14 protein-coding genes and 3 pseudogenes are annotated in these 14,340 nt (G+C 50.9%); 4 read left to right on the top strand and 13 right to left on the bottom strand.

Annotated elements, in window-relative coordinates; translation table 11 throughout:
- Positions 1-533: 533 nt before the first annotated feature.
- Together CLFS41_RS02770 and CLFS41_RS02765 are read right to left on the bottom strand one after the other, a co-directional pair.
- Positions 534-1,652, bottom strand: a complete 1,119-nt coding sequence (locus CLFS41_RS02770; protein WP_200895072.1) for a mandelate racemase/muconate lactonizing enzyme family protein — start codon at positions 1,650-1,652, stop codon at positions 534-536.
- A gap of 112 nt (positions 1,653-1,764) precedes the next feature.
- Positions 1,765-3,192: an SLC13 family permease gene (locus tag CLFS41_RS02765; protein ID WP_045091387.1), complete on the bottom strand. Its 1,428-nt coding sequence runs from the start codon at positions 3,190-3,192 to the stop codon at positions 1,765-1,767.
- A 195-nt stretch (positions 3,193-3,387) separates the two neighbouring features.
- Between CLFS41_RS02765 and CLFS41_RS02760 the strand changes: the two genes are divergently transcribed.
- Complete coding sequence (locus CLFS41_RS02760; protein ID WP_045091386.1) at positions 3,388-4,308, top strand: LysR family transcriptional regulator; 921 nt, start codon at positions 3,388-3,390, stop codon at positions 4,306-4,308.
- Positions 4,309-4,384: 76 nt separating this feature from the next.
- On the opposite strand, the gene CLFS41_RS29285 is transcribed toward CLFS41_RS02760, so the two are convergent.
- Positions 4,385-4,561, bottom strand: a complete 177-nt coding sequence (locus CLFS41_RS29285) for a FeoB-associated Cys-rich membrane protein (protein WP_082082480.1) — start codon at positions 4,559-4,561, stop codon at positions 4,385-4,387.
- A gap of 177 nt (positions 4,562-4,738) precedes the next feature.
- On the opposite strand from CLFS41_RS29285, the gene CLFS41_RS02755 reads away from it, so the two are divergent.
- Together CLFS41_RS02755 and CLFS41_RS02750 are read left to right on the top strand one after the other, a co-directional pair.
- Entirely contained in the window at positions 4,739-5,125 is a 387-nt protein-coding gene (locus CLFS41_RS02755; protein ID WP_007862155.1) for a metal-dependent transcriptional regulator, read from the top strand.
- 32 nt (positions 5,126-5,157) lie between these two features.
- A complete protein-coding gene (locus tag CLFS41_RS02750) occupies positions 5,158-5,727 on the top strand; it encodes a nitroreductase family protein (RefSeq protein WP_045091385.1) in 570 nt (189 codons plus the stop codon).
- A gap of 309 nt (positions 5,728-6,036) precedes the next feature.
- Here CLFS41_RS02750 and CLFS41_RS02745 read toward each other — a convergent pair whose 3' ends face one another.
- The 3 genes and pseudogenes from CLFS41_RS02745 to CLFS41_RS30630 form a co-directional block, all read right to left on the bottom strand.
- Entirely contained in the window at positions 6,037-6,429 is a 393-nt protein-coding gene (locus tag CLFS41_RS02745; RefSeq protein ID WP_045091384.1) for a VOC family protein, read from the bottom strand.
- A gap of 64 nt (positions 6,430-6,493) precedes the next feature.
- Positions 6,494-6,784: pseudogene (locus CLFS41_RS02740) on the bottom strand (helix-turn-helix transcriptional regulator); the annotation flags it as partial.
- 41 nt (positions 6,785-6,825) lie between these two features.
- Positions 6,826-6,996, bottom strand: a pseudogene (locus CLFS41_RS30630) (GNAT family protein); the annotation flags it as partial.
- Between the two features lie 237 nt (positions 6,997-7,233).
- Here CLFS41_RS30630 and CLFS41_RS29730 point away from each other — a divergent pair.
- Positions 7,234-7,497, top strand: a pseudogene (locus tag CLFS41_RS29730) (zinc ribbon domain-containing protein); the annotation flags it as partial.
- A 167-nt stretch (positions 7,498-7,664) separates the two neighbouring features.
- Here the strand turns inward: CLFS41_RS29730 and CLFS41_RS02735 are convergent.
- From CLFS41_RS02735 to iadA, 7 genes are all read right to left on the bottom strand, one after another.
- Positions 7,665-9,530 (bottom strand): heavy metal translocating P-type ATPase, encoded by a 1,866-nt coding sequence (locus CLFS41_RS02735; protein WP_045091383.1) that lies wholly within the window; start codon positions 9,528-9,530, stop codon positions 7,665-7,667.
- A gap of 116 nt (positions 9,531-9,646) precedes the next feature.
- Positions 9,647-9,865 carry a cation transporter gene (locus tag CLFS41_RS02730; protein ID WP_007862163.1) on the bottom strand — a complete coding sequence of 73 codons (219 nt, stop codon included), beginning with the start codon at positions 9,863-9,865 and terminating at the stop codon, positions 9,647-9,649.
- A gap of 42 nt (positions 9,866-9,907) precedes the next feature.
- The gene (locus tag CLFS41_RS02725) at positions 9,908-10,267 is read right to left on the bottom strand and encodes a metalloregulator ArsR/SmtB family transcription factor (protein WP_045091382.1); all 360 of its coding nucleotides are present in this window, start codon (positions 10,265-10,267) and stop codon (positions 9,908-9,910) included.
- 210 nt (positions 10,268-10,477) lie between these two features.
- A complete protein-coding gene (locus tag CLFS41_RS02720) occupies positions 10,478-10,954 on the bottom strand; it encodes an SAM-dependent methyltransferase (protein ID WP_045091381.1) in 477 nt (158 codons plus the stop codon).
- Between the two features lie 109 nt (positions 10,955-11,063).
- On the bottom strand, positions 11,064-11,882 hold the full coding sequence (locus CLFS41_RS02715) for a MerR family transcriptional regulator (RefSeq protein ID WP_045091380.1): 819 nt from the start codon (positions 11,880-11,882) through the stop codon (positions 11,064-11,066).
- Between the two features lie 122 nt (positions 11,883-12,004).
- Positions 12,005-13,162, bottom strand: a complete 1,158-nt coding sequence (locus CLFS41_RS02710) for a M20/M25/M40 family metallo-hydrolase (RefSeq protein WP_045091379.1) — start codon at positions 13,160-13,162, stop codon at positions 12,005-12,007.
- Entirely contained in the window at positions 13,146-14,318 is a 1,173-nt protein-coding gene (gene iadA, locus CLFS41_RS02705; RefSeq protein WP_045091378.1) for a beta-aspartyl-peptidase, read from the bottom strand. The genes CLFS41_RS02710 and iadA overlap by 17 nt, the downstream gene beginning before the upstream one ends.
- Positions 14,319-14,340 lie beyond the last annotated feature (22 nt).

Below are 14,340 nucleotides of genomic sequence, written 5' to 3'. Positions count from 1 at the left end.
CTTTTCCTATCCATCTGATTTCTGGCTAATGCACCATTCTCTTAATAACAATTCGTACTATAGATCGTTTCAGTCCTTCAGTTATTACGCCTACTATGACTTCATCTGACTCCCTCCCTAAACCTTTTTCGACCATATCGAATGATATGTGGGTAGGGTCTCCCAAGGTAAGACACTAATCTTTCGTTCCACAACCTCTTGATTTACAATTTCGGTTATACGTTTACCCTTTGGGCTTTAGTTTGTCATGCAACCTTACCCACCTCATCGCCTTATCAAGTTTCTGTTCGTAGGCTCGAGAACTTTGCTATGCGCTTCCTTCATCTATGCCATTACTGACACCAACTTACGCTCCGCTACACTTGGCGGTAAATACCTGCGACTGGACTTTCACCAGTTAGATTAGTGCCATGCTTGGCACACATGGAAAAGGCCCGGGCGCAGGAAGCGCCCAGGGCCTTTTCCGGTATGTTTTATAAATGTAACGGCCGGATGCCGCGTTCCTGAATTGTTACCAGTAATTTGTAGGGGACCTACAGGATCACATACTGCTCCAGCGCGTCCCAGTCCAGCTCTATGCCCAATCCGTGTGACCGGGGTACATAAAAATTCATATGTTCATCCGCCTCAAAGGGGGTTTTAAGGATCCCTGATTTCAGCATGTTTTCATTTTCTTCCGACTCTATGCATTCCGTATTAGGCAGGGCGGCCGCCACCTGAAGGCTTGCTGCAAAATGGACGGCGGAACCAAAAGAGTGAAGGGAAACCGGTTTGTGGTTGGCCAAAGCCATGGCGCCTATTTTTACAAGTTCACTGACCCCTCCGCCCCAGCCGATATCCGGCTGTACGATATCCACCATCTGATCCTCCACCAGATGCGTAAAATTGCTTAATCCCTGCTCTGTCTCAAAGCCCATAAGGCTGATCCCGGGCATCTCACGCACCAGCAACCTGCACCCTTCCCTGTCCTCAAACCTGACCGGTTCCTCCAGCCAGTCCAGTCCAACCCGGGCAAAGTCCTTTCTGGCCGCAAGGACCTGCATGGGAGTCCAGGCCGCATTGATATCAGCTGCCAGCTTCCCTTTTCCCAGAATCCTTCTGGCTGTCTCCAGACGCCTCATATCCTCCTCGTAGCTGACGCCAAAGCTCTGGTCCGCTGTGTAGCGTATGGCATTGTGGGGCATGTGGGGATTGCGTCCGATCTTAATCTTAATGGCAGAATATCCTTTCTTTACATATCCTTCCAATTCCCGTTCCAGCCCATCCAGGGATTTTCCCGGCGCATAGAAACCGCCGCTGGCATACGCAGGGACCTGGTCTTGGTGGCGGCCCAGCAATGTACTGATAGGGGCCTTCAGCATTTTCCCCAGCAGATCCCACAATGCAATATCAATTCCGCTGACAGCGGCCATGACTACTCCCCTGCGGCCATTGGCAATGGTGCTCCAGTACATGGTCTGCCACAGGTTCTCTATCTGTTCCGGATCCTGACCTATGAGCATGGGGGCCAGCTGCTCCTCAACAATGGATCTTCCCACATGGAGTGGGCTTCCATAGCAGAATGCCTCCCCTATGCCGTACAGTTCAGTGTCAGTCTCTATTTTTACAAGAAGCGCCTGGCGGGCAGTGCACACGGACAGGGCATCACTCATTACAGGGCATTCCCATTTCAGTAAGATGGTTTTTACGGATGTGATCTTCATAAGCTGATATAATATTCCCTTCTACTAATTATACCCTCAGTGGACAAGGGTAGATATTTTGTTACAGTAATCCTATGGTATTGAGGATAAAAAGCAGTATAAAGCCAATGATCCCCGCCAGGGTGGTAATGGGAGTAACATACTTTAAGTACTGCTCCGGCTTCAGGTTAAACATTTCGCAGCACATCCACATACCGCTGTCATTCACATGGCCGAAGAGCAGGGAGCCCATGCCAATGGACAGTGCAACCGCCACCGGTGTAAGGCCCATGGCTCCCATGATGGGGGCGCAGATTCCGGCAGCCGTCATGGTGGCAGTGGCCATGGAACCGCATGCAGCCCTCATCACTGCAGAGATGGCAAAGGGGATCAGCAGCATAGGAATACCGCTGGCAACCACTGCACTGGCGATCTCATTCACAGCCGGATGGCTCTTAAGGATGGTGCTGAACGCTCCTCCCATGGCGGTAATCATGATCACCATGGCAGCTACCTTGATCCCCCGCTCAATCCAGTTTCCAAAACCCAGTTCCAAAAATGAGGGCTTGTCGCTGACAGGGGAGCCGGAATTCCTGGCAGCGTCCACCAGTTGGTCCTTTCTTGCAGCGCAGGTTATCAGAAGGATGATGATCCCAATAAGCATTGCCACGGTTTTGTCTCCTATAAAGGAGGTCACGGCAAGTATGTTTCCATTGTCCTTGAAAAACATGTTCCCCAGGGAGCCCACTGTTATAAGCAGGGCAGGTACCACCAGCGGCAGGAAAGCGGCTATTGGATGCAGGGGACGGTCCTCTTTGATCAGCAGTTCCTCCACAGAAGCGGCCTGGTCCGCCTCCACAACTCCTGTAACAAATTCCGGCTTTGCCTCCACAAATTCAGTTTTCTTCATAAACCCAATGGTGAGCGCGTAAGTGATGAGAAGGGTTGCAAGGCATACCAGGATGCTCCAGAATATGGACATTCCCACGTCCGCTCCAAGGAGGATGCACACGGCCAGAATCCCTGCTGAGGGAGGCACCACCCCGTGGGTGAGCCACACGCCCACAATGGTGTACGGTGTTATTACGGACATACTGATGTTCCTGCGCTTTCCGATACGCGCTGCAATGGGGGAGGTGAGAAGCTGTGTGACATCCCCAAAAACGGAAATAGACATGATAAATGCTGTGAGGGCCGGTGCCAGTTCAAGGCGTTTTCCCTTAAACAGGCGTATAAAGAAATTGGTGATCGCGGTTGCTGCGCCAGAGTCCTGGACTCCCATGGCCAGCACGGCCCCCAGGATCACAACCATACCAATGTTTCCAATGGTAGATCCAAAGGCATTGTTCACCGCGGCCAGGGCTTCCGATGGAGTGGCGCCAAACAGTATCCCCAAAGCTGCGGCAGTGACAAAAAGAGCCATAAAGCTGTTCACTTTTAATTTCACATTCAAAAATATCAGTACTGCCACTGACAGCAGTAAGATAATAAGATATGTTACAGTATTCATCTTTCCCTCCGATTGCATCTACCGCCTTTTCAGGCGGTAAGTCATAATAAATTTGTATTGGCAGCTGCCGGCATAGTCCCTTGTTGCGTTCACGTGATATTTGAATTATACTATTTTAAGCGGTCTGGCACCAATAAAAGGATTTAATATCAGGTATTAATTTTTATGAGCATTTGGGGAATGGGGGATTGATATATGGAGATGAAGTTTGTGACTTATTTTATGGCCATTGCAAAATACAGGAACCTGTCAAAGGCAGCGGATTATCTTTTTGTGTCCCAGTCCACTCTCAGCCAGTTCCTGGCCAGGGAGGAACAGGAACTGGGGGTTAAGCTGGTTTCCAGGAACCGCAGCGAACTCACCCTCACCCATGCGGGGGAGTTATATGAGGAAACCTGCCGCAACATGATGGAATTGCAGAGCAGCCTGTACAAAAAGCTTTCTGATATTGAACAGTCCAAGACAGGGCATATTTCCATCGGGATCACGCCCCAGTGGGGAGGGGAAATGTTTGCGGAAATCTACCCAATATTCAAGCAGAAATACCCCAATTATTTGGTCAACCTGTTGGAGGATACCACAAAGCCCCTGCTGGAACAGGTGGTAAAGGGAACCCTGGACATAGCCATCCTGGCAGTCGCGGATGACGCACCTGTCTCACTTCCCAGCGTCAGCGTGTCCAGGGAGGAGCTTGTGCTTGCCGTGCCCGTATCCTTGGGAAAAATGCCGGATTGCCAAAGGCGGCCGGGCACAGCGCTGAAAGCCCTGGATATCAGCAAGGTAAAGAATGAAAACTTTATCATATCCTGTTCAGGAACAGCCATCCGGGATATCACCAACTCGGTATTTGAACAGTACCGGATCTCACCCCGGATCATCTGCGAGATCAACAACCATTCATCTTCCCTGAAAATGGTGGCAAGCGGCCTGGGGATTACCGTGATCCCGCTCAGCTATGTGGACAGTAACCCCCATATCAGCTATTTCTCCATTGGGGACGGGGTCTTCTGGAACATATGTACTGTCGCCAAACGCAATTTTAAGCCCTGCGAGCCGGACCATTATCTCATGGACCTGGTGGGGGAATATTTTGTGAAGGAACGGATGGGGAATTGAGGATATAAAAAACGGAACCGGATCCGACTGCGGGAGATCGATCCCCCTGTCAGGTCCAGTTCCGTTTTCTCTTTTCCTATTGATGTTCCCCGTGAACATCCTGATGGGTATCGCAGCCGCCTGAGGAGCAGCCGGAGCACCCTGAACATCCGGAACAGCCCTTTCCTGCTTTTTTATCCCGTATCATGCCCCTTATGACCGCGCCTATGATCACTGCCAGTACGACTAAAATTATAAATGTTGAAAGATTCATATATATATTCCCCCTTCTGTCTCTGTCCGTCCGGTTTATCATTTACACAAATGTTTATAGAACACATTGGTTAGGTAATTCTAACTTCGTTTTCAGATTAGCACTTTCTAACTCTCTTGTCAATCTTTTTTTTATATGTTACACTTAAGGTTAAAGATAAACGGGGGTGTTATTACATTGAAGATACAGGAATCAGCGGAAAACTACTTAGAAACCATATTAATGTTGGGAAAGGAAAAACCATATGTGCGTTCCATTGACATTGCCAATGAACTGAATTTTTCCAAGCCCAGCGTCAGCGTTGCCATGAAAAACCTCCGTGAAAACGGATACATCCTGATGGATGACCAGGGCCACATTACCCTTACCGCCTCAGGGCAGACTATTGCAGATACCATGTACGAGCGCCATACCATGCTGTCCAACTGGCTGATCTACCTGGGAGTGGATGCCAAGACAGCGGCCGAGGATGCCTGCCGCATGGAGCATGTTCTCAGCGCCCAGACATTTGAAGCCATCAAGCGCCACATTACCCTGGGCCATGAACTGCCGGACGGGGTATGACCATAACATCATAAGCACAGGAGGAGATGTCCATGTTAAAAGACCTTGTGAACCAATGCCGTTCCTACAGAAGATTTTACGAAGATGTGCGGATTCCCTTTGATGAACTAAAGGATATGGTGGACACTGCAAGGGTCACAGGCAGTGCAGCCAATGCCCAGCCGTTAAAATACAGGATCATATGCGATCCCGACCAGTGCGCCAAGGTGTTTCCCACCATCGGATGGGCCGCTGCGTTAAAGGACTGGGGCGGGCCTGAACCGGGTGAACGTCCAAGCGCATATATTGCCGTTATCTGTGATCTCTCCATAGGAAAGAACAAACAGTGGGATGAAGGGATTACCTCCCAGACCATTATGCTCAGCGCTGTGGAAAAGGGTTATGGCGGATGTATGATTGGAAACTGCAGGCGCTCTGAACTTTTGAAGATCCTTAACCTGGACCCGGACAAATATTGTGTGGGCCTGCTTCTGGCTCTTGGGAAACCAAAGGAAGAGGTGGTCATGGTCCCTGTGGGCGAGGACCAAAACACGGTGTATTACAGGGATGAGAACCAGACCCACTACGTCCCCAAGAGAAGCTTGGAAGATATCCTGATCTGATCGCAGAATAAAAGAGGAGTCCATTAAGGCTGACACCCAATAAGGAAGTATTGAGGAACCTTCAGATTGGGCAGCCGGCAAGCGGAATGTAACAACAAAAAAGGGACTATCGGCGGTGAATTGATAGTCCCTCTTTTGCGCCCAGCGGGAACAGGCGGGGCCATCAACGGCGCCGCTGTAAGCGCCGTTCATATTGACCGTTGACCGGCTCGGCTGGCTTTTCTATTTCCCCAGTTATGCCCGTACGCCTTATACCAATAAGACGCATTCAACTAACCTAATAAACTTTTATTTAACGGGCTTCAATTCTTACATCCAAGGCATAATCGGAGGCAGTATACAGAACGGATGTCCCGCTGGGTCAATCATCATCCGCCAACGGTCGTCATATTGGTATTCCGATACGCTTGCGCCGCACGACAAAGCATATTTCACCCCTTCTTCCACATCCTGAACGTGAAAATCCAAATGCGCCATTTGCTGCTGCGTATCCGGTGTCGCAGGCCACACGGGCGGCACATAATCATCCACCTGTTGAATGGTAATCCAAGTTGGATTTCCTGTTTGTTCCAAATTTACTAAGACTGTATATTCTTCACCTTTGAACCGCGTCCAGCCAAGCAATTTTTCATAAAATGCAGACAACTCGTCCGCGTGATTAGAATCCAAAACGACATTCCACCCCACAAGATTAAGTGCCATTATACAATCCCTCCATATTTTCTAATCTGACAGGTACGCCTTATTCGCCTAATGCGTATACGGTGTCAATGCGCCCGCTTTTCAACAGGTCTATCATCTCGTCACTCAAACGCAGGCCGGCAGGGTCGGCGATTGAGTGACTTTTTGTTTCCGTCAGCCCCAGCAGGTAATCGGCGGTCACGCCGTAAAACCTTACCAGCTTGATAAGGGCATAGTGGCTGATGTCCTTAAAGTCGTCCGCTTCATAGCTGCCCAGCGCAGACTTGGAAAGCCCGGTCTGCTCCGCAAGTTGTTCCAGCGTCAGGCCGCGCTCCACACGCAGATCTTTCAGGCGTTCCTGTATAGTTAACGCAATACTATCCCTTCCTTACTAACCACTCGATAAACCGAGAGTCATCATAGTTCTGTTTTCAGTATTGAGTACATCTTCATGTCAATAACTTTACCATTCTTGATGTCGTTATTTCTCAATGTGCCCTCATATTGAAAACCTGCTTTTTCAAATACCCGGCAAGATGTGACATTGTATGCAAACGGCTCTGCGTAGATACGAATAATATCGCTCTTAATTCCTTTTTCTTATTTTACAAGTCATTTTGACATACCTCCTCGTCAACTCCCGATTTTTTAATCTCCCATTTTCATTTTACCACAATTCCGAGAACGTGGAAATAGTGTGTTTATGGGCAGGATATCTAACCTTTCGGATATGCGGGAGGGACGATCAAAAAGGTGTAGACTTGTGTTAGTTCATCGGTGGACAAGCACAATATATTCTCTGGGCTGGTGTAATGCGCCGACTGCGGGGCGAAGCTATATTACTGCACCACCAACGATTTCGAGGAACGACAAGACCACTTTGTATGCTCCAACTACAAGAACAATACAGGGATTTGCTCGGCCCACTTTATCCGGGCCGTGGTACTGGAAAAGCTGGTGCCGGAACATCTGCAAAGGACAGTCCGGTATGTGAGGGAATACGAAAGCGAGTTTGTGGAAAAAATCATTGTCCACGGCCCCGGACAAGAGTACTGGGAGACGGGTACAGCAGGTGAAAATCAGTTATAACTGTGTCGGTGTGATTGACTTACCAGACACCAATGAAACGGACAGCTAAACCGCATAGTCGAAATGACTATGCCGCTTGCTGTAACAATACTTCTTTATTGGGGGCCGCCTAATCCGGACCTCCTCTTTTTATGATCCCATCGTATGATCCTGAATCCACTCAAGTCCTACAGGGACAGCGCTCTCATGGCATTGATGATCGCTATCACCGACACGCCCACATCCGCAAATACGGCTTCCCACATATTGGCCATACCAAAGGCCCCCATGAGAAGAACAATGGCCTTCACTCCCAGGGCAAATATGATATTCTGCTTTACAATGGTCATGGTCTTGCGGGATATACGCACCACATCCGCAATCTTGGAAGGATCGTCATCCATGAGCACTATATCCGCTGCCTCAATGGCTGCATCGGATCCCATACTTCCCATGGCGATCCCTATGTCTGCTCTGGAAAGCACCGGGGCATCATTGATCCCGTCTCCCACAAAGGCCAGCTTATCCTTTCCTTTCAGTTCGGCCAGCAGTTCCTCCACCTTGGCTACCTTACCGTCCGGAAGAAGCTCTGCATGGACCTCATCCAGGCCCAGACGGGCAGCCACTGCCTCGCCCACCTCTTTCTTGTCGCCGGTAAGCATGACGGTCCGCTTTACTCCCACCTGTTTAAGGCTCCTGATGGCCTCATACGCCTCCTCCTTGATGGTGTCGGATATAATGATGGAGCCGTAAAATGTTCCGTCCATTGCAATGTAGACCGCTGTACCGATGCTGGGACTCTCCGTATATTCTACCTTCATCTCCTTCATCAGCTTGCTGTTGCCGGCAAGGACCACATGACCATCGATCACTGCCTTAACACCGTGGCCGGAAATCTCCTCCGTGTCGGATACGCGGTTCATATCCAGGGCGTGGCCGCAGGCTTCCTTAATGGAGCGGGAAATGGGATGGTCGGAATAGCTCTCCGCCAGTGCTGCCAGTTCCAAAAGTGACTCCTGGGTGCCAACTGCCGCATGTATTTCCGTCACCTTGAACTCACCTTTAGTAAGAGTTCCGGTCTTATCAAAGACAATGGTGTTCATCTCGGATAATGCCTCCAGATAGTTGCTTCCCTTGATCAGCACGCCCCGTCTGGACGCGGCGCCGATCCCTGAGAAAAAGCTCATGGGAACGGATATGACAAGGGCGCATGGGCAGGAAATTACCAGGAAGGTACATGCCCTTCTCACCCACTCGGCCCAGGACTGGCCAAAGAGAAGGGGCGGGAGTACTGCAAGGATCACGGCGCCCACGACCACTACCGGTGTGTAATACCTGGCAAACCTGGTAATAAAATTTTCCACCTGTGCCTTTTTGCTGCTGGCATTTTCCACCAGTTCCAGTATCTTGGCAACAGTGGAGTCATCAAACTCCTTTGTAACCTGTACCCTCAGAAGGCCGCTTCCATTGACACAGCCGCTGATCACATCATCCCCCACAGACGCCTTCCTTGGCACGGACTCACCGGTCAGGGCCGAGGTATCCACCATGGAATCGCCGAACACCACCTTGCCGTCCAGGGGAATCCTCTCCCCTGCCTTTACCACAATGATATCCCCTACCTGCACATCATCCGGATCCACCTGCTTAAGCTGTCCGTCCTCTTCTATATTGGCATATTCAGGACAGATATCCATCAGCTCCGTGATGGACTGTCTGGATCGGTTCACCGCATAACTCTGGAACAGCTCGCCTACCTGATAGAACAGCATAACCGCAACTGCTTCTGAATATTCCCCGATTCCGAATGCGCCAAAGGTGGCCACGGTCATAAGGAAGTTCTCATCAAACACCTGCCCGTTCCGTATATTGCGCAGGGCTTTATACACAATATCCCATCCGATCAGAACATAGGGGATCAGGTACACCGCCAGCTTTCCCCAGGTTCCCAGACCGGCCGGCAGCATATCCATATGGTCTGCGACCGCCATGGGAACATATATGATAAATGTAAGCAGGATGCGTCCCAACATTGCCTTTTGTTTCTTAGTCATAACGATTTCCTTTCCAATACAGGCATGGCCTGCAATTCCTCACCGCAAGATCAAGTCCGGATTAAAGCTGAATCATAGCTGGACCACAGCCAAATTACAGCTGGACCATATATGGATCACAGCTGGATCACACAGTCCGGTTCAACCTTTTTACACACTGCTACAACTTCCTGCATGATCTCGTCAAACCTGCCGTCCTCAGCCTCAATGGTCATCTTCTGTGTCATGAAGCTCACATTGGCATCCGATACACCCTGGATCTTTTTGATGGCTTCCTCCATCTTAGCCGCACAGTTGGCGCAATCCAGATCCTGTAATTTGAATTTCTTTTTCATTTTCATATCCTCCATCTATTATTATTTTAAGAACTACTGCTTTTATTCCTGAATGTGTTCCATACCCTGGTTGATAATGGTCCTCACATGACCGTCCGCCAGGGAATAGAACACAGCCTTTCCCTCCCTGCGGCTCTTCACCAGCCGGTTCTGCTTTAATATCCTCAGCTGGTGGGAGATCGCCGACTGGTTCATGTTCAGCAGCTGCGCTATGTCGCACACGCACATCTCAGACTCAAAGAGCACATACAGTATCTTGATCCGGGTGGAATCACCAAAAACCTTAAATATCTCTGCCAGGTCATAGAGTTCATCCTCCTCCGGCATCTTATTGTTAACAGCTTTAACCACATCCTCATGGACCTGGTAAAAGTCACAGCACTCCACATCGTTTATCGCCATGGCCTTGACCCCCTTTTTCTCATTCACATCTGTTCATACGAATTATTGTTCATATGTTTATATCTACATTATATGCTCAAATCAAAAAATGTCAACCCTAAATTTTAAATAGCCGGAAACTTTTTAAAGCAAAAAATCATCCCATGGTTCCTTTTTTGGAACCATGGGATGATCCCACGATGCGGCTATCCTGTTTTACCTGGATCCATACTAAAAATTAAATACCAGCTCCCAGTCAAACTCCCCCGACTCCTCCAGGCTTGACGGCCAGTTGCCGCACCATCCGGGCACAGCCGGGTCCTGGACACGGTCCAGACTGGGGGTATAGGGCTTAATGTCAAGTACAGGTGTACCGTCATTGGCGTCAATATACGCGATCCGTATCACACCTGCCTCATAGTCAATATGAAGCACCTCCACTGCGGTGAGGGCAATGGGATTGGGGCGTATGGGGGAGCGGGTTGCAAAGATACCCATTGTCTCCGGCGCGCCCTTGTAGGGCTGGGGAGTCTCCAGCACGCTGCGCATCTCCTCATTGTCAGAATCGCTGAACCACCAGAGTACGTTCAGATGGCTGAATCCATCCAGGGCTTTCAGGGCAGCGGTCAGCTTCTGATCCAGCTGGATCCACATCTCCTCCCCCCTGACCCTGATCCTCCCAATGGGATTAACATAGTATTTCTCCATATCACATTCCTCCTGATCTTTATTGTGCACGATCGGGGTTTCCGAGAGTGCACGATTCTTGCCTGTGATGCCAGTGTATACCCTGACACCATGTGAGAGTCAAGAATGATCAGCGTTTTTCCAGAGGAATCTGGATTTCTGTGAGATAATCCTGTGGATCCGTCTCATTCCAGGGCCCCCGGTGGACGGTCTGACGGCTCTGTCCTGTCATCCGGTACTGGTTGTGCTCCTGGATCCATGACGCAAACCCGCGGTAGGCGCCGGAAATGTTCTCAAAGGGACCGCGGACCATGATGCCGGCCATATAGGGAAGAACCGCCTCCACCATCCGGTATGTAAACCCTTCCCCATCCTCCCCCAGTCCAAGGACAGGCGCACATATTTCCATGTCCACATCCCGCTCCCGGTAATCCATGTCATGGTAGATGGTAAAGGTGTGATCTGATATGGAAATGCCATGTTTCCCCGCATACAGTGACATTTCCTCCCACAGCATCCCTTCCCCATAGTAGTCAGGCATCACCCGGCGAAGGGAGAGTACCCTGCAGCAGGGAACCGCCTTGATGGAAACATTGTAGTTCACCGAAATGGTATTTTTGAAAAGGTCCCTCTCAGCCTGTTCAATATCAAGGAGTCTGGTCTGCTCCGCCCTGATCCTATCCTGAGTCTCCAGGCGTTTTTGCTCCAACAGATCCAAAATAAACGTCTGATCCCAATGCTCCAGCGCCTCCCTGATACGGGAAACGCCAAACCCAAGATCCCTCAGAAACAAAATGCGGTTCAGGGATGGGATCTGATCCGCGGAATACAGCCTGTAATCCGTAAAGAGGTCTGTCTGTTCCGGCTTCAGCAGTCCTTCCTGATCATAGTAGCGCAGCATACGTACGGATACCTGCGTGAGCTTTGAGAATTCACCTATCCTGAACATTTGATCCATCCCTTCTGAACATGATCCTTTTTGACATGATCCTTTCCGACATGATCCCTTCCGTCCCTGTACCGCAAAAAAGCGGCCGGATTCCCAAACGCCCTGCCGGCAAAACACCGGCTTTACAAGCCGCGCCCCAGTATATCCTTTCGCATCAAAAGATCGATCCTGTGGCTGTCCAGGCCGCGGATTACCTCCACTGCCATCTTTACCGCAGCTTGCACATCCCCTGCTGCGCAGAAATTGTAATGGCTGTGTACATATCGGCTGGGGATTCCCAGCACCAGTGTGGGGACCGCCCTGCCCGCCAGGCTGATCTTCCCGGCATTGGTGCTTCCGCCCCTTCTCACCGTATCCTGGTATGGTATTCCCAACGTATCCCCCAATTCATGGGCATACCTGAGAAAGGCCGGATTGGTGATATAGCTTTTGTCCATGCACCGGATCTGCACACCTGCTCCCAGGACTCCCTGGGCCTTTTCCTTCCCATAATAAAAGTCATCGGCCGGAGAACCCTCAAACACAATGGCCAGATCCGGCTGCACCCTGGCCGAGGTCACGGCAGCTCCTCTCATGCCCACTTCCTCCTGGGCCGCAAAGGCCCCTACCACGTCCACTGCCGGTTCCTGTTCCAGTTTCCGTATCTCCTCCATGGTGTGGATGATACAGGCACAGCCCATACGGTTGTCAAAGGCTTTGCCAAAGCACATCCCATGTTCCCGGTCGTACTCAAACCCCACTTCAGGCGCCGCAGGGTCCCCGACCCGGATTCCGTACTGCTCCTGCACCTGGGCTCGGCTGGAGGCCCCCACATCAATATAAAGCTCCTGAATATCCAGGGGCGCATTCTTCTCTTTCTCCGTCATAAAGTGCACGGGCCTGGACGTAATGATACCCCTCACCTTTTTCCCGCTTTCCGTGCGTATGAGCACGGTGTGGGCGGGCAAACTGGCCAGGTCCATGCCGCCCAGCATGATCATGTTCAGCAGACCATTATCCATGATCCCCTGGACCATAAAGCCGCACTCATCCGTATGGGCATCCAGCATGATCACCGGTTTTTTCCTGTCCGCAGGCACCCGGCCTGTATTATTCAGGTTTATGTTATCCTGATCCGTGGAGTCCCGGTCCGCCAGCCAGGCATATACATTGTTCATGGCATCGTTTGCAACGTTCATACCCCGGCAGTATTTACCAATCACTTCCACAACTTCCTCTTCAAATCCACTGGGGCCAAATGCACCGGTCAGGTCCCTTAACATGTCAATATTCAGCTTCATAAGTCCCCTTCTTCTTTAAGTTTCCTTCCGCCATCATGACCTTACCGCCGGCCATCACCGTATCCAGGGTCATATCCGGACGGATCAAAAGCAGATCGGCATCCGCCCCCGGGGCAATGCATCCCTTTCTTGGATACATCTCCAGGGCTTTTGCCACATTGGATGTAAAGAAAGGAAGGGCTTCCGATAAGTCCATTTTACCTTGGATCACCAGATACTTCAACTGCCGGTACATATTTCCCACATCCGTGACCCCGATCTCCTTCAAATGCCCGTATCCGTCATAGCTGGACCAGCTGCCCTGGCCGTCCGAACTGAAGGTGATGCGGTCCATGGGAACCTCCTGGCTCCTGGCCTCCTTAAGAATCTCCATCACCCGCCCCGTGCCCAGCCGGCCGGCCGGTATCCGCTCTCCGCCCTCGCAGGTTATGTCTATGTATCCGCCCATTTTTGCCAGTCTGAATCCGGACTGCAAAAGCTCAGGCGTCCTGGACATATGGGTGGGATGGAATGTCTTCACCGGTATATCCGTCCGCTCCAGGGCCTCAAACACCTGGTCCAGGCGGCGCTCCCCATCGCCCATGTGAAGTACGATAAATCCAGGTTTCCCGCTGATCATTCCCGCGGTGCGCACATCGCTGGCAAGACGGATCAGCTCTTCTGTGGAAATATTAGGCGCCCTGTGGTCAGAGAGCGCCAGCTTCAGGCCAAGGATCTCGTCCACAAACACAATATCCTTTTTCACACTGCCAGTGATCGTGGGGGAGGGATAACCATAGGCTCCGCACAGGGCAAACGCCGTAACTCCCTCCTCCTTTAACCCCTTGGCCTTTGCAACCAGGCTCTCAATGCTCCTGGTCATATCATCTGTTCCCAAAAGTCCCAGGACCGTGGTGATGCCCGCCCGGATCAGCGCGGACAGCTGCACCTCCGGCGTCCTGGTATGGAAACTTCCCTCACCGCCTCCGCCAATGATATGCTCATGCTGGTCGATCAGACCTGGTGTCAGAAAATATCCCCTGGCATCGATCTCGCTGCAGCCGCTGCCCCCTTCCAGATGGTCACCCACCGCCTCTATGCGGCCGCCGCACACCAGTACATCATTCACTCCCATGTATCCGGGGCTGTACACATCGGCCTGTCTAAATATTATCATGATTCCTCTCCTTCAAATATCC

This window comes from Clostridium sp. FS41 (assembly GCF_000954015.1).
GTDB classification, from domain to species: Bacteria; Bacillota; Clostridia; order Lachnospirales; family Lachnospiraceae; genus Enterocloster; species Enterocloster citroniae.
This window is presented reverse-complemented; position numbering and strand designations above follow the sequence as displayed.

Excerpts from the sequence above, each read along its gene's own strand:
- CLFS41_RS02770 (WP_200895072.1), bottom strand. The coding sequence starts at position 1,652 with ATGAGTGATGCCCTGTCCGTGTGCACTGCCCGCCAGGCGCTTCTTGTA.
- CLFS41_RS02765 (WP_045091387.1), bottom strand. The coding sequence starts at position 3,192 with ATGAATACTGTAACATATCTTATTATCTTACTGCTGTCAGTGGCAGTA.
- CLFS41_RS02760 (WP_045091386.1), top strand. The coding sequence starts at position 3,388 with ATGGAGATGAAGTTTGTGACTTATTTTATGGCCATTGCAAAATACAGG.
- CLFS41_RS29285 (WP_082082480.1), bottom strand. The coding sequence starts at position 4,561 with ATGAATCTTTCAACATTTATAATTTTAGTCGTACTGGCAGTGATCATA.
- CLFS41_RS02750 (WP_045091385.1), top strand. The coding sequence starts at position 5,158 with ATGTTAAAAGACCTTGTGAACCAATGCCGTTCCTACAGAAGATTTTAC.
- CLFS41_RS02745 (WP_045091384.1), bottom strand. The coding sequence starts at position 6,429 with ATGGCACTTAATCTTGTGGGGTGGAATGTCGTTTTGGATTCTAATCAC.
- CLFS41_RS02735 (WP_045091383.1), bottom strand. The coding sequence starts at position 9,530 with ATGACTAAGAAACAAAAGGCAATGTTGGGACGCATCCTGCTTACATTT.
- CLFS41_RS02730 (WP_007862163.1), bottom strand. The coding sequence starts at position 9,865 with ATGAAAAAGAAATTCAAATTACAGGATCTGGATTGCGCCAACTGTGCG.
- CLFS41_RS02725 (WP_045091382.1), bottom strand. The coding sequence starts at position 10,267 with ATGGCGATAAACGATGTGGAGTGCTGTGACTTTTACCAGGTCCATGAG.
- CLFS41_RS02720 (WP_045091381.1), bottom strand. The coding sequence starts at position 10,954 with ATGGAGAAATACTATGTTAATCCCATTGGGAGGATCAGGGTCAGGGGG.
- CLFS41_RS02715 (WP_045091380.1), bottom strand. The coding sequence starts at position 11,882 with ATGTTCAGGATAGGTGAATTCTCAAAGCTCACGCAGGTATCCGTACGT.
- CLFS41_RS02710 (WP_045091379.1), bottom strand. The coding sequence starts at position 13,162 with ATGAAGCTGAATATTGACATGTTAAGGGACCTGACCGGTGCATTTGGC.
- iadA (WP_045091378.1), bottom strand. The coding sequence starts at position 14,318 with ATGATAATATTTAGACAGGCCGATGTGTACAGCCCCGGATACATGGGA.